Raw genomic sequence first — 18,846 nt, 5'->3', positions numbered from 1 at the left:
AAAAAAAATATCAGATAAACGTTTTCACAAAGAACAGTCAATTCGGCAAATTTTTACCTTAAATGACACAAAATCTATAATTTGTTTCTCAAATCCTATAATTTGTTCCTTAAAAAGATATTATGAAAACGCTATTATATTTATGAAAGGAGCGAAACGAATGAAGAAGAAAAACGGGTTTTTTCAAAATGTATGGCGTTATAAGGCCTTAATCCTTATGGCGTTACCAGGATTTATCTGGTTTATATTTTTCTTCTATATACCAGTCTTAGCCAATGTGGTCGCATTTAAAGATTTTCATATTTCACCAGATGGTTTCTTAGCTAGTCTAAGAGAAAGTCCTTGGGTTGGTTTTGAAAACTTTAAATTTTTATTTGCGTCAAAAGATGCTTGGTTAATTACTAGAAACACCATTTTGTACAATGTCGTCTTTTTAGCCTTTAACTTATTCTTTGCGATTGCTTTTGCTATTATTATGAGTGAATTAAGAAATCGTCGCTTGGTTAAAGTTTATCACACGATGTCATTGCTACCATATTTCTTATCTTGGATGGTTATTAACTATTTTGTTTATGCCTTTTTAAGTCCAGATAAAGGGATTTTGAATCAATGGATTACTGGTAATGGCGGCACAATGATTAACTGGTATGCAGATCCACGTTGGTGGCCAGTAATTTTTGTCTTCCTAAATGTTTGGAAGAGTCTAGGCTACAACAGTATTATCTACTATGCTTCTGTGATGGGGATTGATCCGACATACTATGAAGCAGCGATGGTAGATGGTGCCAACAAATGGCAACAAATAAAAAATGTTACGATTCCACAAATTTTACCAATGATGTCTGTTTTATTAATTTTAAACATCGGCGGTATCTTCAGAGCAGACTTTGGTTTGTTCTACATCGTACCAAGAAACTCAGGTGCGCTTTACAACGTGACAAGTGTGTTAGATACCTATATTTACAATGGCTTAACGGCTACTGGTGATGTAGGCATGACGGCAGCTGCAGCGTTATATCAATCTGTCGTTGGGGCATGTTTGTTATTAATTGCGAATTTAGTTGTTCGTCGAATTGAACCAGATTCAGCACTATTTTAGGAGGAAGGATTATGAAAAAGAAAAAAGTCACTAGCGTTAACGTTCGATCCTTCAACCCGACAGCGAATTTGATTTTCAATATTGTCATTGCGATTTTTGCTATTTCCTGTGTGGTTCCGTTTTTCTTTGTTATTATGATTTCATTGACAAGTGAAGGATCATTAGCAGCAAACGGCTACCGGTTTTGGCCAAAAGAATTTTCATTGGAGGCCTATCGTTACATTTTCCAAGGGGCAATGAGTCAACGCATTATTCATGCCTTAGGAGTAACGGTCTTCATTACGGTGACAGGGACGATTGTCAATGCAACAATGACGTCATTATATGCCTATGTCATTTCTCGTTCCAACTTTCCATTTAAAAAATTCTTTACATTGTTTGCTTTAATTACAATGTTATTTTCACCAGGGATGGTTGCGAACTATTTAGTAATGACAAACTTATTGCAATTGAAAGATACAATTTGGGCGTTAATTTTGCCTTTAGCTTTAGGACCATTTAATATTTTAGTGATGCGAACGTTTTTCAAGAAAACCGTGCCTGACAGTATTATTGAATCGGCACGTATTGATGGCGCAAGTGAAATGCGCATTTTTGTCAGCATTGTGTTACCACTAGCCGTTCCAGGGATTGCCACAATTAGTTTGTTTGCGGCTTTGGGTTATTGGAACGATTGGTTCAATGCGTTACTTTACATTCAAAAAGATACCTTGGTACCATTACAGTATTTATTGATGAAAATTCAAAACAACTTAGAGTTCTTATCAAGAAGTACGGATATGGGTGCAGCAGCACAAGAAGGCTTAGGCGTTCTACCAAGTGAATCGGCTCGAATGGCGATTGTTGTCTTATCTACGTTACCAATTGCGTTAACTTACCCATTCTTCCAAAAATATTTCGTGGGTGGTTTAACAATCGGCGGCGTGAAAGAATAAAATTGTACAGGAGGAAATAAGGAATGAAAAAATGGCAAAAAGGATTAGCCGTAGCTGGCGCAGCAGCTTTAGCTGTAGGATTAAGCGCGTGCGGTAAATCTTCAAAAGATGCAGCGTCAAAAGGTGATGATAGTACACCAACGTTATTAATGTATCGTGTTGGGGACAAACCAGATAATTATGACCAATTAATCGATAATGCGAATAAAATTATCGAGAAAAAAATTGGGGCAAAATTAAAAATGGAATTTGTTGGTTGGGGCGATTGGGACCAAAAAATGTCAACAATCGTTGCTTCTGGTGAAAGCTATGATATTTCATTAGCACAAAATTATGCAACGAATGCACAAAAAGGCGCCTATGCTGATTTAACTGATTTAGCACCTAAATATGCCAAAGAAGCCTATGATCAATTACCAGATAACTATATTAAAGGAAATACGATCAATGGAAAACTGTATGCGTTCCCAATTTTAGGTAACTCTTACGGTCAACAAGTTTTAACTTTTAATAAAGAATATGTTGATAAATACAATTTAGATATTAGTAAAGTTGATGGTAGTTATGAAAGTGCAACCGAAGTTCTAAAAGAATTCCATAAAAAAGAGCCAAATATTGCTGCTTTTGCTATCGGCCAAACATTCTTTGCAACAGGTAATTATGACTTCCCTATTGGTAACCAATATCCATTTGCAGTAAAAACAACTGATACTGGCTCACCAAAAATTATTAACCAATATGCCGACAAAGACATGATTAATAACTTAAAAGTCTTACATCAATGGTATAAAGATGGCTTGATTCCAACAGATGCTGCTACAAGTACAACGCCATATGACTTAAATACCAATACTTGGTTCATGCGTCAAGAAACACAAGGACCTATGGATTATGGTGATACAATCTTAACACAAGCTGCTGGCAAACCACTTGTTTCTCGTCCACTAACAGAACCATTAAAAACAACAGCTCAAGCGCAAATGGCTAACTATGTTGTTGCAAATACGTCTAAAAACAAAGAAAAATCTGTTGAATTGCTAGGCTTATTAAACAGCAATCCAGAATTGTTAAACGGACTTGTTTATGGTGAAGAAGGCAAACAATATGAAAAAGTTGGCGATGATCGTGTGAAATTATTGAAAGATTACACACCAACAACTCACTTGAGTGCTTGGAACACAGGAAATAACTTAATCATTTGGCCAGAAGAATCTGTCACTGAAGACATGGTTAAAGAACGTGATAAGAGCATCGAAGAAGCAAAAGATTCACCAATTCTTGGTTTTACTTTTGTAAATGATAAAGTGAAAACTGAAATCACTAACGTTGCTACAGTTATGAATCGTTACGCAGCAAGCTTAAATACAGGAACTGTTGATCCAGAAGAAACACTTCCAAAATTAATGGATGACCTAAAAACAGCTGGCTGGGATAAAGTTCAAAAAGAAATGCAAACACAATTAGACGAATATATCCAATCTCAAAAATAATCACAGGAGGCTGAGGCATTAGCTGAGCGCTTTTGGCTCAGCCTTTTACATAATAGAAAGGAAGAGGAAGATGGAAAGTACAGGGATTCAACGGTTGTTTTACCTTTCCTGGACAGTAATCAAACTAAATTTACTGTTTGTTTTATTTAGTTTAGCTGGAGGGATTATTTTTGGTGTTGGCCCAGCACTCCAAATGATGACTGATTTCATTTTGGAAGAGGGCATGAATTATCAAGCAATCACCGTTAAACGAGCATTTGAATCATGGAAAGCACATTTTAAAAGAAGTAACTGTTATTTTTTACTTTTTCTCTTCACTTTAGGATTTGTTTTTTATAATATTTATTTAGCCGTTCAATTTACCGGAATAATGTGGTTAATTATTACATTTATTTTATTTTTTGTTTCCCTAATACTCGTTATTTTTTACATTTATATGCTACTATATGAAGGAAGCTATTTTATCTCAACTATTGATTTAATGAAGCTTTCATTTATCAGTATCTTTTTAAACCTCGGTGTATTTTTTAAAGTCTTATTCGGTGTAATTAGTATCGTTGCTTTAACTTGGAAAATGAAAGGACTGCTACTATTTGCTTCGTTTGCCTTAATTATGATGTGGTGTGCCTATGTCACGCGCAAAAATCGCCAGTTTATTGATGGAAAGTTGGAACAAAATGAAGCGAATCTTCAAAAAACTGTTTAAAAAAAAATATTTATTAAATCGATTAGTACAAAAATACAGTCTACTGTTAACAAGTATTATTTTGTTAACGGTGGCTGCTTTGTGCGTTTATGTTACTTATACAATTAACTTATCAATTGATTCACAAAAAAATAACGCCGTTTCCCAAATTGACAGCTATGTAACGAATAAAAATAATGCGGCGACAAATATGATTAATGAATTAGCTGGCTCTGCAAGTAAAATTGAAAACATGCGAAAATATATGGAACTTTCTCCTCCTGAGTATTTTGACTATACTTACAGTCAATGGTCGGAAGATCGGGTCAGTACCCACTTTGGAAATAATTTAAGTACATTATTTAGCACCTTTCCTGACTTAGAAGAAGTGATTATTCGCTTAGATGAATTTGATCAGGTTTTGTTCGCCAATCGCACAGCTACAAATGGGAAAAAAATGGATATGTCATCAATTAAAAAACATGGCTTTCAACTAATGCGAATTATCTCCGATCCTTATACAGGACAACCGCTGGGAGAATTGTACACTGTGTTTTCAAGTCAAGAGTTGCTAGGCAACCAAGCAGACTTATTGAAAAAATCAGGTATTAATGCGTTTATCTATGATAGTGCTGGAAATCAAATTTTTTCTGAAAAAGCGCAATTTACCAAAGAAGAAGAGCGGCAACTAGATAAAAGAATGCACACCGATAGTGACATTCAACAGGTTTTTCATAATCGCTACGATATTACGGAAATAGAAAGCAGTGGCCGGAGTACCATTCTCTTATTAACAAGCCGCCGAGTCTTATTTCAGCAATTGTTTATGAATTATACGGCCATTTTAGGGATTGGGTTACTTTTGATTGTTATTTTATTAGTGGGCTTAAACCGCCTATTTAAACGCTATTCTCAACAAGTCCAATTAATTTTAGAAGCGACACGAGCCATTGGCGATGGCAATTTAAAAGAACGAATTGACACGAATCAAGTTCAGGAAGAGTTGAATGATATTGCTTCCGCGATTAATTTTATGGTAGACAGTTTAGATCAATACATTCACGATATTTATACTTTAGAAATTAAGCAACGCGATGCTCACATGAGAGCGTTACAGTCGCAAATTAATCCTCATTTTCTTTATAATACGTTGGAATATATTCGTATGTATGCCTTGAGTCGGCAACAAGAAGAACTAGCTGATGTTGTCTATGCTTTTTCAACGTTACTTAGGAATAATATTAACCAAGAAAAAACCACGACCTTGGCAGAGGAAATCTCATTTTGCGAAAAATATGTGTATTTGTATCAAATGCGTTATCCCGATCAATTTGCCTATAAGTTCGAAATAGAAGAAACAATTGCTGATGTTGAAATTCCTAAGTTCATCATTCAGCCGCTTGTCGAAAATTATTTTGTGCATGGAATTGACTATCAACGACAAGACAATGCTATTAAGGTCCACGCCTACCGAGAAGGCGAAAAAATTATTGTGGCTGTTGTGGATAATGGAAAAGGAATCACCGCCAATCGGTTAGAGGAAATTCGCGCACGTTTAAATCAAACAGAAATAGAAACGGAACAATCCATTGGATTAAGAAATGTTCATGAACGTTTACAACGCTTTTTTGGGGAGAGTTATGGTTTAACCATTGAAGGGAAAGAAGGAGAAGGGACGACAATTCGTCTTTCGTTTGTAGCATAAGGGGTGAAAAGATGTATCGAGTGATGTTTGTTGATGATGAATATATGATTTTAGAAGGCTTAAAATGGATTATTCCTTGGCAAGAGTTAGGCTTTGAAATTGTTAAAACAGCGCGTAGTGCGCAAGAAGCATTGGCTTTTTTAGAAACAGAATCCATTGATGTTTTATTAACAGATATTACGATGCCAGAAATGAGTGGGATCGAATTAATTGAGCAAGCAAAGAAAAAAGGACATCAATTTATTAGTTTAATTTTATCAGGTTATCAAGAGTTTGATTACGTCAAAAAAGGCATGGCTTTGCAGGTCCAAGATTATCTTTTGAAACCAGTCAATAAGCAAGAACTATTAGCCAATATCCAAAGAATCAAAACAGAATTGGACCAACAAAAAAAATCCCATGCTCGCGTGCGTCTATATTTAGAAAATGGCTTGATGCGTTGGCTTAATGATGAAATCAGCGAAGGGGAATACGAAGAGTTAATGCAGCAATTTACGACTATAAAACCAGGTGATTTTACCGTTTTATTGGTTGAAGCTGAGATGCCATTTTTAGAAACAATCAAGGAACTATTTATGAAAAAAGGTCAACTGTTATTCATTGAAAGTTGGATGAGTACGTACCACCAATTGTTACTTATCTATAAAGGGGCCAGACAAGAAGCGTTCTTATTTATTCGTGAAATTGAAGCGATTCTAGCTGGTCAAGGTCAGATTTTTGTAGGGGAATCTGTCAATGAATGGGAAACGGTTTATGAAAGTTATGAGAAAGTAAAACAGTTGCAAGCAATTGAAACGTTCTATCAAGAATTTCTGCCAAATAATCAAAAAGAACAAATGAATCGTTCGGCAGAAGATTTTACTTTTCTAGCGTTTAACCAAGCCTTGATGATTGGGGATATGCAGACCATTCAACGGGAATTAGATGCCATTTTCAATCAGTTAAGTCAACAACACGCTACACCAGAATATGTACGCTATGTAGTCTTTTTACTTTTTTCAGATATTTCCCGTCAGTATCCAACTGTGTTAGAAGAAAACTATGAAAAAATCGTGGAAGAAATTCGAGCCAGCAACAATCTTAATACACTGTATGCGTTAATGCAGCAAGTCTTGGCAGAAGTGAAAAATAAACCTAAAATAAAAAAATATTCAGAAAGTGTTAGCCAAGCTGTAGAAAGAATTGAACAAGGCTATTTAGAAGAATTAAACTTAAAAACGGTGGCGGATGAGCTTCATTTGAATCCTAGTTATTTAGGCCAAATTTTCAAAAAAGAAACCAAGCGGAGTTTTTCTCAATATTTGAATCAAGTGCGTACCAAGCATGCCCAGAAATTATTATTGTACACGGATGATACAATCAACGAAATTTCAGAAAAAGTAGGATTTAACAATACCAACTATTTTTCAAAAATGTTTAAAAAATTAAATGGAATTACGCCAAAAGAATTTCGAGAGCAATACCAATCAAATTACGCAGGTGTCGAAGAATAAAAAGAAAGATGTTCAATTTTTATGAACATCTTTCTTTTTATTATTTTTCCGTACTTAATGAAAACGGTCGTTCTGCTGTGTTTTGTGGATTCGGGACGATCCCTAATTGATAATCTAAAGTCCCGCCATTTAATAGTTCTTGATGAGTAAAATAAGGCGCAGTATGTTTTTCTTGGTTTAACTGAATTTCATGAATAAATTGTTGTTGGACTTTGTTTGGTGATGTCTGAATGGTTAACTGTTTACCATTTGATAGTTTTACTTCCGCCGTCTGGACTAAAGGCATCCCGATTACATATTCACCAGTTCCTGGTGTGACGGGATAAAAGCCTAAGCTATTAAAAATATACCAAGCAGACATGCTACCATTGTCTTCATCACCTGGATAGCCAGTTGGTGAAGCATCAAATGTTTGCATTAGTTGTTTTAAAAGTGGTTGAGCCATCTCTGGTTTGCCGATGTAGCTGAATAGAAACGGATAATGGAAACTTGGTTGATTTGAGATGGCTAATTGACCAAAATCAATTGCGGCCATTTCACTCATTTCATGAATTTCAAAACCATAGCCTTCAACGTTAAAGTTAGGCGCTTGATTGCAGAGCTGAATTAATTTTTTTTCGAAAGCTAACTCGCTACCATATAGCTTAATCAAACCTGCAAAATCTTGATAAACCGCAAAACTTGATTGCCAAGCACTTCCTTCGGCGTAATCTTTGCCCCAACGAATATCTAAAAAGTCAGGACGGAAATTGCCTTCAGTATCCTTGGCTTGCATAAAGCCAGTTTCAGGATTAAAAAGTTGTTGATAATTCAAGGCTTGTTGACGATAAAACGTTGCGGTCTCTGAATCATTCAGTGTTTTTGCAACTTGTGAAATGCAGAAATCGCTGTACGCATAATCTAAGGTATGATTGACAGATTCATGATAGGTTGAAGGAACATAGCCATATTTTAGATAATCCAGAGTTCCTTGACGTCCATAATTTTCTCGTTCGCTTTGTTGTGTGGCGCCTTTTTTCATCGCTTCTAGGAACTGAGGCATCAAGTCAGGACGAATCTTTTTCACGGCGGCATCAGCAATGACAGCATCAATCAAGGTGCCGGGCATTAAACCACGCTCATCTGGAGATAACCATTTTGGCAAGAAACCTGTTTCGTTGTAACTATTTAAAAAGCCTTCTAGCATCTCTTCGTATTTTTCTTGAGCAATGAGTGAGAACAATGGGTAGACCGTTTTGTAAGTATCCCAAAAGCCATTATTGGTATATAGTACACCAGGACGAACCGTTTGCGAGAACGTATCATAATGAATCGGCTGCTGATTTTCGTCCAATTCATAAAAGGTTTGCGGAAATAGGAATGTTCGATACAGTGTATGATAAAACGTTTTAGTATGTTCAGGGTTTTCATGCGTTACTTTAAGGCGATCGAAATAATTATGCCAATCTGCGATTCCTTGTTGCAGCATCTCAGTAGAATGCAAAGAGATTTCTCGCGCTAAATTTAACTGCGCTTGTTTTTCAGAAATAAATGAACTACTAAAATGAACAACTTGTTGAGCAATATTTCCAAAAGAAAGAAGGATTTTGCCATCTTCACCTGAAGAAGGGGCAAACCATTTGGTTAAAGGCTGTTCAAAATGAAGCACGAAATAAAAACTAAAATCTGGATCTTCACAACCAGAATAGTTGATGACTTTTACAGCCACTTGATGGTCATCTAATTGTTTTACTTGATAACGTCCAGGCAGAGTTAGTAGTAAGTGATTATCTTTTTGTTGATAATCAATGGTTAAGATACCACCGTACATGCTTGGGATTAATTGAGAAGTTATTTGATAGCGTAATTGAGTTAAGTTAATTTCGACAGGAGAAAAAAGGCTTTCTTCTGGACGATAAGAACTTTGGGCATGGAATAAAGAAAGTTCCGACAATGAACCACTGACAGGGGTCATTAATAAATGGCTAAAATCACCCATCCAAGGACTTGGTTGATGCGTTACTCGATAGCCTTGAAATGTTCGATCTTCTGGATGAAACCACCAGCTGCCTTTTTGGTCAGTTGTTTGCGGGGCGTAAAAGTTCATCCCAAATGGCACGCCAGTATAGGGTAGACAATTCCCATTTGAAAAACTATGTTGGTTGGCAGTTCCGTGTCGCGTATCAATCGCTTGAATATTCATGAAAGTAGCTCCTTTGTTTTAAATGATATATCATATAGGCTGATTATAGCACAAAAAACGAGAAATGAAAGCGTATTTATTCGCTTTTTTATTTATTTTTAACGAATTGGTATATTCAATTTGGAGAGGGAATTGACAAGCATGTTACAATGGATAAGGAATCGATATTGGAGTGATTGTTATTTATTTTTTTAGTACAAAAAGTCAGCAATTTTTTGCGTATGTTTGGGCCATTTTCCCAGTCATCGCCTTTTTTTTGGTTAGTTTTTATACATTGGATTTTTTATTTTCCCCAAGCTATTTAATTATGGTGCCTGTATTTACTATTATGTTTAAAATTAACTATAAAAAAGATTATTCGTTTGTAGCGCTGCTCAAAATGAGTATCAGGCAATTTGTGATCAGTTTTTTAGCATTTATAGCTAGTAGTTCCTTTAGCTGGTCTATTATTTTAAATAGTAGTGTGACATTTTTAATTGTTTATTTATTTTATTCATCTGCGACACCCATGCGGTATCATAGTTATTTGATGATGTTTACGTTTTGTCAGTTAATCCAGGTTAAAGGAAATACATTTTTGATGCAATCTCAAGTTGTGGCCTTTTTAATTGGTCTTTTTTTATTGGCTGTAACATTAAACGCTTGGTGGCAAACAGGATTAAGTCAGTTAACCAGCTTAAAGAGTAGAGGCCATAAAAGCATTCAATTAAATATGAAACAACAAAAATTGGCGGTTGTTAATTTCTGGCACGACTTACAACAGACTTTTTTTGGGATCACAAGTTTCAAACAATTTTTAGAAAGTCCTGACGAAAGGGTGCAACGATTTCGTTTAGCTATTCGTATGAGTTTCACCATTACGCTGAGTTTTATTTTAATGTGGAGTGTAGGAGGCATTAAAATAATTTGGATTCCGATGAATGTTTTTCTACTCTTGCATCCAGTGAAAGCAGAAATGAACACGCGTATTAAGACACGTTTTTGGGGGACTCTTTTAGGATGTTTCCTTAGTCTGTTTGTTGTCAATTGGCTTCAATTGCCACTGACACACCTCGTTGTTTCTAGTTTGATTGGCATTTTTGTTTATTCCCTAAAACCAGGAACCGTGTTACAAGTGACAATGGCAACGATTTTTGGGTTATGTTTGGCAACAATTAGTTTACGAGGGATGTACGCCGCAGAGTTGCGGGTCTCTTTTGTATTATTGGCAATTTTTGTTGTTTGCTTAATTGATTTAGGTTTATTTGTTTATCAGCGTATTTTACGTTTTTAAAAAGTGTGGCACAGAGGGTGATTTACCCGTTGTGCCACACTTTTTAATTTTCTAAATTCGTTAATTTTTCTAAGTAATGATTTTCTATTTGCGGAAAATCTATTTTTTCTGGTGCTGCATCAGGGGTTTCAAGTACTTGCTTCAAGCGGTTGAGAACAATTGACCAACCAGCGATATCTTTATGGCGAGGTGTTGTAAAATTTTCTGGGAGAGATTCTGAGAAGACTAACAGGGTCTGATGAGGTGCTTGTTCTTTTAAGTCAAAATAGATGATACCAGTATCCCAAGTCACGCCCAGATATTTTTCCTCTGCATAATCAGTGAAAGGCATCGTTTCTTCAAAATCGGGCAGAATAAACCGCCAAAACCCGTTAACACCTAATTCACCAATTTCTAATTCTGGAAACCATTGTTTTAGCTTGTCTGTCTCAGTCAGGTAGCGCCAAATCGTTTGAGGGCTGGCTGAAATTGCTCGTTCTGTACCAAAATAAATCGTCTGGTTTTCTAAGCGAAAGGTATCTTTCATTTTGTTTCTCTCCTTTATTTATTATTCATGAAGTTCTAAAGGTAGTCCATCTGGATCAAAAAAGAAGGTCATTTTTTCACCCGTAAAATCATCTACTCGTAGCGGTTCTGTTTCAATTCCTTGCTCATTTAAAAAAGCAATCACTTCTTCAATATGTTCAACTTTAAAAGCTAAATGACGTAATCCTAAAGCTTCAGGATAAGAGGGGCGAGCGGGAAATTGATCAGAAATAAAAATTTCCAATTCTTGGCTGCCTAATTTTAAATCTAATTTAATATCGTTTTTTTCGGGACGATGATTTTCGCGAAGAACTTCAAAGCCCAACTTTTCGACATAAAAATTTTTAGTTACTTGATAATTTGAGGCATTGATTGCCACATGATGAATTTCTTTAAAAAACATTTTTCATACTCCTTTTCGTTTTTTCCCTCTGTAGTATAGCAATAAAGAAGCAGCTAAAAAAGCGTTCTGTTTGACTCTTTAAGAAAAGACAAGGGATTTGTAAAAAAATAAAATTATTTTTTTGGAAGAAAGCGCTTGCCAAAAAAAGAATAATCAAGTATGATGTATATACAACTTAATTGTATATACAAGTTTGAGAGGAGAATGTAAAATGGGTAAGTTTCAAAGCGATGCACAACAGTTGTTGAAAGCAGTAGGAGGCAAAGAAAATATTTCAGCTGTTTCTCATTGTGCAACTCGAATGCGTTTTGTATTAAAAGATCCAAAAAAAGCGGATGTACCTGTGATTGAAGATATTCCTTCTGTAAAAGGAACCTTTACCAATGCTGGACAGTTTCAAGTAATTATTGGGAATGAAGTCCCACAATTTTATAATGATTTTTCTGCAATTTCCGGTTTAGAAGGGGTTTCAAAAGAAGAAGGGAAAGCAGCTGCCAAAAGTAATTTGAGTCCTGTTCAACGAGTTGTTTCTGTTTTAGCTGAGATTTTTACACCATTAATTCCTGCACTTGTTATCGGGGGATTGATTTTAGGATTCCGCAATATTTTGGAAGGGGTTCCATTTGGCTTTCTTGATGGTCAAACAATCGTGGAAGTTTCTCAATTTTGGAATGGAGTCAATTCATTCTTATGGTTAATCGGCGAAGCAATTTTCCACTTCTTGCCAGTTGGGATTACGTGGAGTATTACGAAGAAAATGGGAACCACACAAATTTTGGGGATTGTCCTAGGGATTACATTAGTCTCACCACAACTTCTGAATGCTTATTCAGTTGCGACGACTAAAGCAGCAGAAATTCCTTTCTGGGATTTTGGGTTTGCTCAAGTTAACATGATTGGTTATCAAGCGCAAGTTATCCCAGCTATGTTAGCCGGCTTCTTGCTTGCCTATCTTGAAATTTTCTTTAGAAAAGTGATTCCTCAAGCAATTTCAATGATTTTTGTCCCATTGTTTGCTTTAGTACCAACAGTATTGGCTGCACATGTCATTTTAGGACCAATCGGTTGGACGATTGGTAGTTGGGTTTCTGATATTGTGAATGCAGGATTAACGTCAACATTTAATTGGTTATTTGGTGCCGTCTTTGGCTTTATGTACGCACCATTAGTCATCACTGGGTTGCATCATATGAGTAATGCGATTGATTTACAGTTGATTGCTGACTTTCAGTCAACCAACTTATGGCCAATGATTGCTTTATCAAACATTGCACAAGGTTCAGCGGTTTTAGCAGTTATCTTTATGCATCGTGGAAACAAAAAAGAAGAACAAGTTTCGATTCCAGCAATGATTTCTTGTTACCTAGGTGTGACTGAACCAGCGATGTTTGGGATTAACTTAAAATATGTTTATCCATTTGTTGCGGGCATGATTGGTTCGGCAATGGCCGGAATGTTTGCCACTTTAATGGGCGTTCGTGCGACAAGTATCGGCGTCGGTGGCTTGCCAGGAATTTTATCTATTGTGCCACAATATTACTTGCCATTTTTAGGCGCAATGGTGATTGCCATTATCGTACCAATGGGCTTAACTTATATTTTCAGAAAGAAAGGCATCTTTAATAAAGTTGATCCAGTTGATGAAGCAACAGGGATGTTATACAGCGAAGAAGGGTAATCGCTTTTTGAAGTAAAGAAGAATTCGTAGACATTTTTCTACGAATTCTTCTTCTTTTTATAGAAACTATTGGCTTTTTTCTCTCTTTCAGTTAGACTAAAAAGGTTGAGAAAAGGAGAGCGTAAAAATGGATATTTATTTAAAAAAAGCAATTTTACACATTATTGATCGAGAAACTGGGACGCCGGTTTTTTCTGAAAAGGAACTAGATTTAACGACCGAGTATATTCGAACGTATTTAACTGCAAAAATTTCAAAACTTTCGACTGCACAAACAAAGACTGGAACATTGGCGGAAAATAGTTCCTTTGTTGACACGTTACGTGGGATTCCTAGTGATTTTGTGAAGAAAAGCCAAGAAGTTACCCAACATTGGTATGATGTTTATTCAGGAAGCGAAGATGCGCCTAGTGCTGATATTTTGTTCATTTTATATGAATTAGATACGGTGTTACATGTCGCAATGATTAAATTAAACTATAAAGAAAGTTACACGCATTACGTCGACTATGAGGAAGAATCCGTTTATAACAAACTGATTATCAATCGAGCAATTTTGTCTTCAAAATCACAAAAACCAGATGAAGGAATTACGGTTGACTTAGATACATTAGCATTTGAATTACTAGAGAAAAGATATGAATTTTCAGGAGAAAAAATCTGGTATTTCTCTGAAAAAGTGATTGAGACGCAAGCGGCACCTTCCATGGAAGAAAATATCAAAGAAATTAAAAAGGCAGTCAAACGCATTGGAAAGAAATTTAACGAAGATGAGTTTGAACTAATGGCTTCGGTAAAAGAAGCGGTATATGATAGCATTGAGGAAACGGGAACGATTGACAATGAGCAAATTGCTGAGCAAGTGTTTAAAGAAAATGTATCAGCTAAATTAGCTTACCAAGAAGAAGTGAATGAGTCGAAGTTTGTCGACAAAACACCGCCAGTCAGAGAATCTCGCGAAATTTCTGAAAAGAAATTTGGCAAACAAAAGTTAAAAATGGATAACGGTATTGAATTAATTGTTCCGTTAGATGTTTACCGCAATGGCGATTTAATTGAATTCGTCAATAATCCAGATGGCACAGTGTCCATTATGCTAAAAAATATCGAAAAAATTAGTAATCAATTATAAAGAAAAAACCGTTGGTCGTTTGCCAACGGTTTTTTCTTTATTTTAATTTTTCTAAAGCTTTTTCAGGGACTTCTTTTTCTGTCACTTCATTCCAACTAATCACGCCTTTACGGGGATTGACTTTCAATTTTAGATAGGCTTTCATACGTAAAGGTTGATCACGGTATTCATTTAATTCCACGGTCTTTTCTTCGCCGTTTTTATTAAACGCAGGTTGTTGATAGTAATACATGGTCGTCGGTTCACCAGAATCTGATTTTTCATCTTTCTTTTCACCAGATGTTGTGATTTGTGTATAATAGGCTTCTCCGCCGTAATAGTAATTATAAACGCCCCAGCTACCACCGGCTAAAATGACTAAGGGGATTAATATTTTTAGTAATGTTTTCATTTTCCTCACCTCAAGGAATAGTATGCCTTTTTTTTGGGAAATTTGCCATATTTTTTTCCGTTAATTGAGTGACACTTTTGTTAGTTTTGGTACTTTCTTGAAAAATTCATCATTTTTTTAAACAAAAGACAACGTTTGTCGCTCCCTTTTTTTCACTATCATGCTACAATAAAGAAAAAAAGATGGAGGTAGAGGACAATGATGCCCTTTTATTTTGGAATCGATCCAACCTATATATTGGTAATTATTGGAATTGCGATTTCTGGTGCGGCCTCCGCATATGTTAACAGTACCTTTCGTAAATATGATCAAGTACGAAGCAGTAAACATGTTACAGGCACGCAGGCAGCACAATATATTTTACAAAAAGAACAAATTAATGATGTTGGAGTTCAGCAAATTGCGGGTGATTTAACCGACAATTATAATTCTGGAAACAAAATGTTGAGCTTATCCGAAGCCACTGCTCAATCGACATCGGTCGCGGCTATTGGCGTGGCGGCTCATGAATGCGGACATGCGGTACAAGATCATACGAACTATGTGCCTTTACGTATTCGTGCAGCCATTGTTCCAGTTGCCAACATTGGCTCAACCATCTCCTTTCCACTAATTTTGATTGGTGTTTTATTTAGTTGGAATCAAACATTAATCAACATTGGAATTTTGGCTTTTTCATTAGCCTTGATTTTTCAATTGGTGACTTTACCGGTGGAGTTTAATGCGTCTAGACGTGCATTAAGTATTCTTTCTGAAGGTGGGTTATTAACAGAAGAAGAAGTCCCAATGGCCAGAAAAGTTCTTTTTGCAGCTGCACTTACCTACGTAGCAGCGGCGCTTTCGACCTTTTTACAACTTTTACGTTTGGTTATTTTATTTGGTGGTAACAACCGACGAGACTAAGTGCTAGTAAAGGTCTTTCTATTACGCATAAAAGTAATAATATGTTATGATTAAAGTAGAAAATAACAGAGGAGCTGAAGGAAATGAAAGCATCAACAAAAATTGGTATCGGTTTAAGCATTGCTGCAGTTGCAAGTGTCTCTGTTGCAGTCATCGCTTCTGAAAAAATTATTAAGAAGGTATCTCATGTTTCCAATCGTTATAAAGTTAAAAAGTTTGTAGACGATAAATTTGATGGAAACCAAAAATTATTATCGATTGTCGATGATTTATCCGATGATGAATTAGATTCTGTTTTAAATGTTGTTGATCGTGTGAAAGATGGCGGTTCAAAATTAGCTGAATATGGCGAAAAAGTTAAAGACAATACAGATTCTTTAAAAGAACGCTTTTTCACATTTATTGAAGATGCAATGAAGTAAAAAAGATGGCCTAGGCCATCTTTTTTTTATAAAAATAATTCTTTTGTTTCAACATAATAGCCTCTGCCACCAACTAGAACTTGATCAATTGTCTTTTGGGATGTAGTGTTCAAACGCACTAAGACTTCTGAAGGAGCGTTTAAGGTATAACCTTGGGCAAAGGTGTAATTGGTTTTTTGTAAAATTTGGTGATGGTGCAGATAACAAGCTAACGCACCATTTGATGTACCAGTAGCGGCTTCTTCATCGATATCATAAAGGGGTGCAAAATTCCTACAAATGATATTTTCTTCAGACAAAGCAAAAAGATGCATCCCGATAACTCCATACTTTTGACTAAGTAACTTAATTTTTTCAAAGTTTGGTTGTAAATCCTGTAATAATTGCGCATTTTTAATGGGAACCAAAATATCTTTTAGGCCCGTTGACACAATCTGGATAGGAAAAGCAGTTGCCACTGCGTTTAAATCAAAGCATCCGCTCAATTCTTCTAAAGTGAGCGTATCATAAAAAGTTGGGACAGTTTGTTCCATAAATAGTTGTTCACCGTTCGCCGTGATTGCGAGCAAACCGCTGTTCGTTTCGATTGTATATTCTGTTTGCAATAATTTATTTAAGTGCTTCATAATGGTGAAAGCGCCAATTGTCGCGTGGCCACATAAGTCGACTTCTTCTTTTGGTGTAAAATATTCAAGGCGGAAATCAGCAATCTTTGAGTCTGAAATAAAAGCAGTTTCTGCAAATCCTAGTTCTTTGGCGATGGCCATTTTTTGGGTTCTCGTTAAGGGCTGTGTCATAAAAACAACGCCTGCTTTGTTGCCACCTTCGTGGTTTTTACTAAATGCACTAGTGACATATGCGGTAATTTTCATTGGAACGCCTACTTTCTAATTGGGAATAAAAAACATACGAGTACAAAATGGACGTACTACTTTCTTAATAACAAATAACAAAAGATTAAATCATCCATTTTTTTTAAAGATAAGCCAGTTTGTTCAAAAAACTTTTCCAACCGATAGTGTAAAGTATTTCGATGCATAAATAAATCTTTTGCAGTGGAGCTGATATTGCCTTGATTTTTCCACAAAGCGCTGATGATTGGCTGAATATCGGTGTCTTTATTTAATAAACGACGATAATACTCAACAAGTATATTTTGACTCATGGCTTCCTTGGTAAAATAGTGGAGGGCGACATCGGTTAAACTAAAAACAGTCGTCCGACTAGAGGAATTAAGTTCTTCTGAAAAAATACGTTGTTCTTCATGGAAACAACGCCGGAGAATGTCTTCAGAGGAATAAAAATTGCCAACAAATACAGCACTAGTGCAATCAAAGTCTGTATCTAATGTTAAAAAGATCCCTTGAATTTCTTCTTGTTGAAAGGTATTTTTTGACTGTTCTTCAACTAAAATATACATATTATTACTTGGACTGAAACAATCAACTGTATCTGGAAACATCTTTGTTAAATTAAATTGCCATTCAGCTTGTAATTCTTTTGGGACATTCGTTTGAATTTGCAACATACGAAAGGTCCCTTCGGCAGGTAATTTTGCCTGTTGAAATAAGTAACTGAACCAAGGATGGTTACCAGTAATTGTTGGGTTTTCAGAAATCGGGAAAAGCGCTTCCAACAAATGTTGTTCTTTAATACTTAAGAAAGCTTTATTCACAATGAAAAATTGGTCGTCAACAGGAATTGAATAGGTGGCTTCGGAACCAATTGTTTTTGATAAATAGCCTTTGGGATAAAGCTGAGATAAATTTTCAATAATCATAGACACACCTCACTGATTTATTGTACCATGAAGCAAGACAGAAGTTTAGTGGGAAAAAGCCGAAAGGTGGAAATTAATTGGGAAAAAAAGAAACAACGTTAACACAAGAAGAAAAAGAATTTTTTATGCGAGAAGCCATTGCAGAAGCGAAAAAAGCAGAAGGTTTGGCTGAGGTGCCTATTGGAGCTGTAATTGTTCGGCAAGGGGAAATTATTGGCCGCGGGCATAATCTGAGAGAAGCACGGCAAGAAGCAACGGCGCATGCAGAAATGTATGCAATCCAAGAAGCGTGTCGCGGGATAGAAAATTGGCGTCTAGAAGAAACCCAATTATTTGTAACTTTAGAGCCTTGTCCAATGTGTAGTGGGGCGATGCTTTTAGCACGAATTCCAGAAGTTTATTATGGCGCAACTGATCCTAAAGCAGGCACTGCTGGGACTTTGATGAATTTATTAGAAGATGAACGCTTCAATCATGTGGCCTATGTCGAAGCAGGCGTTTTAGAAGAAGAGTGTCGCTTATTGTTAGTTCAGTTCTTTAAAAAGTTACGGGCAAAGAAAAAAGAAGAGAAACTTTTAAAAAATCAAAAGAAAGACTAGTCAAAAGAATAAAAATACGTTATACTAGGTTTTGCCGAAAGGCTAGGACAATGGCGGGCTAGTGAATTGTGTCAGATCCGGAAGGAAGCAGCACTAAGCAAGTGCCGCCATGTGTCTGATTGAATAAGGAACGTATCAAGGCTGAGAAGCC

Annotated in this window: 18 protein-coding genes and 1 other RNA gene; 13 read left to right on the top strand and 6 right to left on the bottom strand. The window is 36.0% G+C overall.

Annotation, left to right across the window (positions count from 1 at the left end; all coding sequences use genetic code 11):
- The first annotated feature begins 142 nt into the window (after positions 1–142).
- The 6 genes from IGL86_RS08705 to IGL86_RS08680 all read left to right on the top strand — a co-directional run bounded on the left by IGL86_RS08705 (position 143) and on the right by IGL86_RS08680 (position 7,407).
- Positions 143–1,099: an ABC transporter permease gene (locus tag IGL86_RS08705; protein WP_002356852.1), complete on the top strand. Its 957-nt coding sequence runs from the start codon at positions 143–145 to the stop codon at positions 1,097–1,099.
- An 11-nt stretch (positions 1,100–1,110) separates the two neighbouring features.
- Entirely contained in the window at positions 1,111–2,034 is a 924-nt protein-coding gene (locus tag IGL86_RS08700) for a carbohydrate ABC transporter permease (protein WP_002359877.1), read from the top strand.
- A 23-nt stretch (positions 2,035–2,057) separates the two neighbouring features.
- Positions 2,058–3,524: an ABC transporter substrate-binding protein gene (locus IGL86_RS08695; protein WP_002384284.1), complete on the top strand. Its 1,467-nt coding sequence runs from the start codon at positions 2,058–2,060 to the stop codon at positions 3,522–3,524.
- Positions 3,525–3,594: 70 nt separating this feature from the next.
- The gene (locus tag IGL86_RS08690) at positions 3,595–4,230 is read left to right on the top strand and encodes a YesL family protein (RefSeq protein WP_002362905.1); all 636 of its coding nucleotides are present in this window, start codon (positions 3,595–3,597) and stop codon (positions 4,228–4,230) included.
- On the top strand, positions 4,184–5,914 hold the full coding sequence (locus tag IGL86_RS08685) for a sensor histidine kinase (protein WP_049798603.1): 1,731 nt from the start codon (positions 4,184–4,186) through the stop codon (positions 5,912–5,914). Before IGL86_RS08690 ends, IGL86_RS08685 begins: the two co-directional genes overlap by 47 nt.
- Positions 5,915–5,925: 11 nt before the next feature.
- Positions 5,926–7,407: a response regulator transcription factor gene (locus tag IGL86_RS08680; RefSeq protein ID WP_002356858.1), complete on the top strand. Its 1,482-nt coding sequence runs from the start codon at positions 5,926–5,928 to the stop codon at positions 7,405–7,407.
- Between the two features lie 40 nt (positions 7,408–7,447).
- Here IGL86_RS08680 and IGL86_RS08675 read toward each other — a convergent pair whose 3' ends face one another.
- Entirely contained in the window at positions 7,448–9,589 is a 2,142-nt protein-coding gene (locus tag IGL86_RS08675) for a GH92 family glycosyl hydrolase (protein ID WP_010713244.1), read from the bottom strand.
- A 172-nt stretch (positions 9,590–9,761) separates the two neighbouring features.
- Between IGL86_RS08675 and IGL86_RS08670 the strand changes: the two genes are divergently transcribed.
- Entirely contained in the window at positions 9,762–10,862 is a 1,101-nt protein-coding gene (locus IGL86_RS08670) for an FUSC family protein (RefSeq protein ID WP_033625867.1), read from the top strand.
- 43 nt (positions 10,863–10,905) lie between these two features.
- Here IGL86_RS08670 and IGL86_RS08665 read toward each other — a convergent pair whose 3' ends face one another.
- Together IGL86_RS08665 and gloA2 are read right to left on the bottom strand one after the other, a co-directional pair.
- Positions 10,906–11,388 carry an SRPBCC family protein gene (locus IGL86_RS08665; RefSeq protein WP_010713246.1) on the bottom strand — a complete coding sequence of 161 codons (483 nt, stop codon included), beginning with the start codon at positions 11,386–11,388 and terminating at the stop codon, positions 10,906–10,908.
- Between the two features lie 21 nt (positions 11,389–11,409).
- Positions 11,410–11,790, bottom strand: a complete 381-nt coding sequence (gene gloA2 / locus IGL86_RS08660; protein WP_002366964.1) for an SMU1112c/YaeR family gloxylase I-like metalloprotein — start codon at positions 11,788–11,790, stop codon at positions 11,410–11,412.
- A 211-nt stretch (positions 11,791–12,001) separates the two neighbouring features.
- Here gloA2 and treP point away from each other — a divergent pair, with 211 nt between their 5' ends.
- Both treP and IGL86_RS08650 read left to right on the top strand, forming a co-directional pair.
- Positions 12,002–13,468: a PTS system trehalose-specific EIIBC component gene (treP, locus tag IGL86_RS08655; RefSeq protein ID WP_002383776.1), complete on the top strand. Its 1,467-nt coding sequence runs from the start codon at positions 12,002–12,004 to the stop codon at positions 13,466–13,468.
- 127 nt (positions 13,469–13,595) lie between these two features.
- A complete protein-coding gene (locus IGL86_RS08650) occupies positions 13,596–14,600 on the top strand; it encodes a nucleoid-associated protein (protein ID WP_002356866.1) in 1,005 nt (334 codons plus the stop codon).
- 37 nt (positions 14,601–14,637) lie between these two features.
- Here the strand turns inward: IGL86_RS08650 and IGL86_RS08645 are convergent, their stop codons facing one another.
- Positions 14,638–14,991, bottom strand: coding sequence for a YxeA family protein (locus IGL86_RS08645; RefSeq protein WP_002398569.1), 354 nt, complete (start codon positions 14,989–14,991; stop codon positions 14,638–14,640).
- A gap of 198 nt (positions 14,992–15,189) precedes the next feature.
- Between IGL86_RS08645 and IGL86_RS08640 the strand changes: the two genes are divergently transcribed.
- Both IGL86_RS08640 and IGL86_RS08635 read left to right on the top strand, forming a co-directional pair.
- Entirely contained in the window at positions 15,190–15,894 is a 705-nt protein-coding gene (locus tag IGL86_RS08640; protein ID WP_033625866.1) for a zinc metallopeptidase, read from the top strand.
- Positions 15,895–15,977: 83 nt separating this feature from the next.
- On the top strand, positions 15,978–16,316 hold the full coding sequence (locus IGL86_RS08635) for a hypothetical protein (protein ID WP_002356871.1): 339 nt from the start codon (positions 15,978–15,980) through the stop codon (positions 16,314–16,316).
- A gap of 26 nt (positions 16,317–16,342) precedes the next feature.
- On the opposite strand, the gene IGL86_RS08630 is transcribed toward IGL86_RS08635, so the two are convergent.
- Positions 16,343–17,188: a PhzF family phenazine biosynthesis protein gene (locus IGL86_RS08630; protein WP_033625865.1), complete on the bottom strand. Its 846-nt coding sequence runs from the start codon at positions 17,186–17,188 to the stop codon at positions 16,343–16,345.
- 56 nt (positions 17,189–17,244) lie between these two features.
- Complete coding sequence (locus IGL86_RS08625) at positions 17,245–18,096, bottom strand: PucR family transcriptional regulator (protein WP_002400602.1); 852 nt, start codon at positions 18,094–18,096, stop codon at positions 17,245–17,247.
- Between the two features lie 77 nt (positions 18,097–18,173).
- Here IGL86_RS08625 and tadA point away from each other — a divergent pair, with 77 nt between their 5' ends.
- Positions 18,174–18,695: a tRNA adenosine(34) deaminase TadA gene (tadA, locus tag IGL86_RS08620; RefSeq protein ID WP_002362126.1), complete on the top strand. Its 522-nt coding sequence runs from the start codon at positions 18,174–18,176 to the stop codon at positions 18,693–18,695.
- Positions 18,696–18,734: 39 nt separating this feature from the next.
- Positions 18,735–18,821: signal recognition particle sRNA small type (gene ffs, locus IGL86_RS08615), an RNA gene on the top strand.
- The last annotated feature ends 25 nt before the right edge of the window (positions 18,822–18,846 follow it).

It is taken from the genome of Enterococcus sp. DIV0774 (assembly GCF_050539095.1).
GTDB lineage: Bacteria > Bacillota > Bacilli > Lactobacillales > Enterococcaceae > Enterococcus > Enterococcus faecalis.
This window is presented reverse-complemented; position numbering and strand designations above follow the sequence as displayed.

Bases quoted from the DNA above. Each gene is read 5' to 3' on its own strand.
- treP (WP_002383776.1), top strand. From the start codon at position 12,002: ATGGGTAAGTTTCAAAGCGATGCACAACAGTTGTTGAAAGCAGTAGGA.
- IGL86_RS08635 (WP_002356871.1), top strand. From the start codon at position 15,978: ATGAAAGCATCAACAAAAATTGGTATCGGTTTAAGCATTGCTGCAGTT.
- IGL86_RS08625 (WP_002400602.1), bottom strand. From the start codon at position 18,096: ATGATTATTGAAAATTTATCTCAGCTTTATCCCAAAGGCTATTTATCA.
- IGL86_RS08690 (WP_002362905.1), top strand. From the start codon at position 3,595: ATGGAAAGTACAGGGATTCAACGGTTGTTTTACCTTTCCTGGACAGTA.
- IGL86_RS08665 (WP_010713246.1), bottom strand. From the start codon at position 11,388: ATGAAAGATACCTTTCGCTTAGAAAACCAGACGATTTATTTTGGTACA.
- IGL86_RS08630 (WP_033625865.1), bottom strand. From the start codon at position 17,188: ATGAAAATTACCGCATATGTCACTAGTGCATTTAGTAAAAACCACGAA.
- IGL86_RS08695 (WP_002384284.1), top strand. From the start codon at position 2,058: ATGAAAAAATGGCAAAAAGGATTAGCCGTAGCTGGCGCAGCAGCTTTA.
- IGL86_RS08650 (WP_002356866.1), top strand. From the start codon at position 13,596: ATGGATATTTATTTAAAAAAAGCAATTTTACACATTATTGATCGAGAA.
- IGL86_RS08675 (WP_010713244.1), bottom strand. From the start codon at position 9,589: ATGAATATTCAAGCGATTGATACGCGACACGGAACTGCCAACCAACAT.
- IGL86_RS08705 (WP_002356852.1), top strand. From the start codon at position 143: ATGAAAGGAGCGAAACGAATGAAGAAGAAAAACGGGTTTTTTCAAAAT.
- IGL86_RS08680 (WP_002356858.1), top strand. From the start codon at position 5,926: ATGTATCGAGTGATGTTTGTTGATGATGAATATATGATTTTAGAAGGC.
- IGL86_RS08700 (WP_002359877.1), top strand. From the start codon at position 1,111: ATGAAAAAGAAAAAAGTCACTAGCGTTAACGTTCGATCCTTCAACCCG.
- IGL86_RS08640 (WP_033625866.1), top strand. From the start codon at position 15,190: ATGATGCCCTTTTATTTTGGAATCGATCCAACCTATATATTGGTAATT.
- IGL86_RS08645 (WP_002398569.1), bottom strand. From the start codon at position 14,991: ATGAAAACATTACTAAAAATATTAATCCCCTTAGTCATTTTAGCCGGT.
- IGL86_RS08685 (WP_049798603.1), top strand. From the start codon at position 4,184: ATGGAAAGTTGGAACAAAATGAAGCGAATCTTCAAAAAACTGTTTAAA.
- gloA2 (WP_002366964.1), bottom strand. From the start codon at position 11,790: ATGTTTTTTAAAGAAATTCATCATGTGGCAATCAATGCCTCAAATTAT.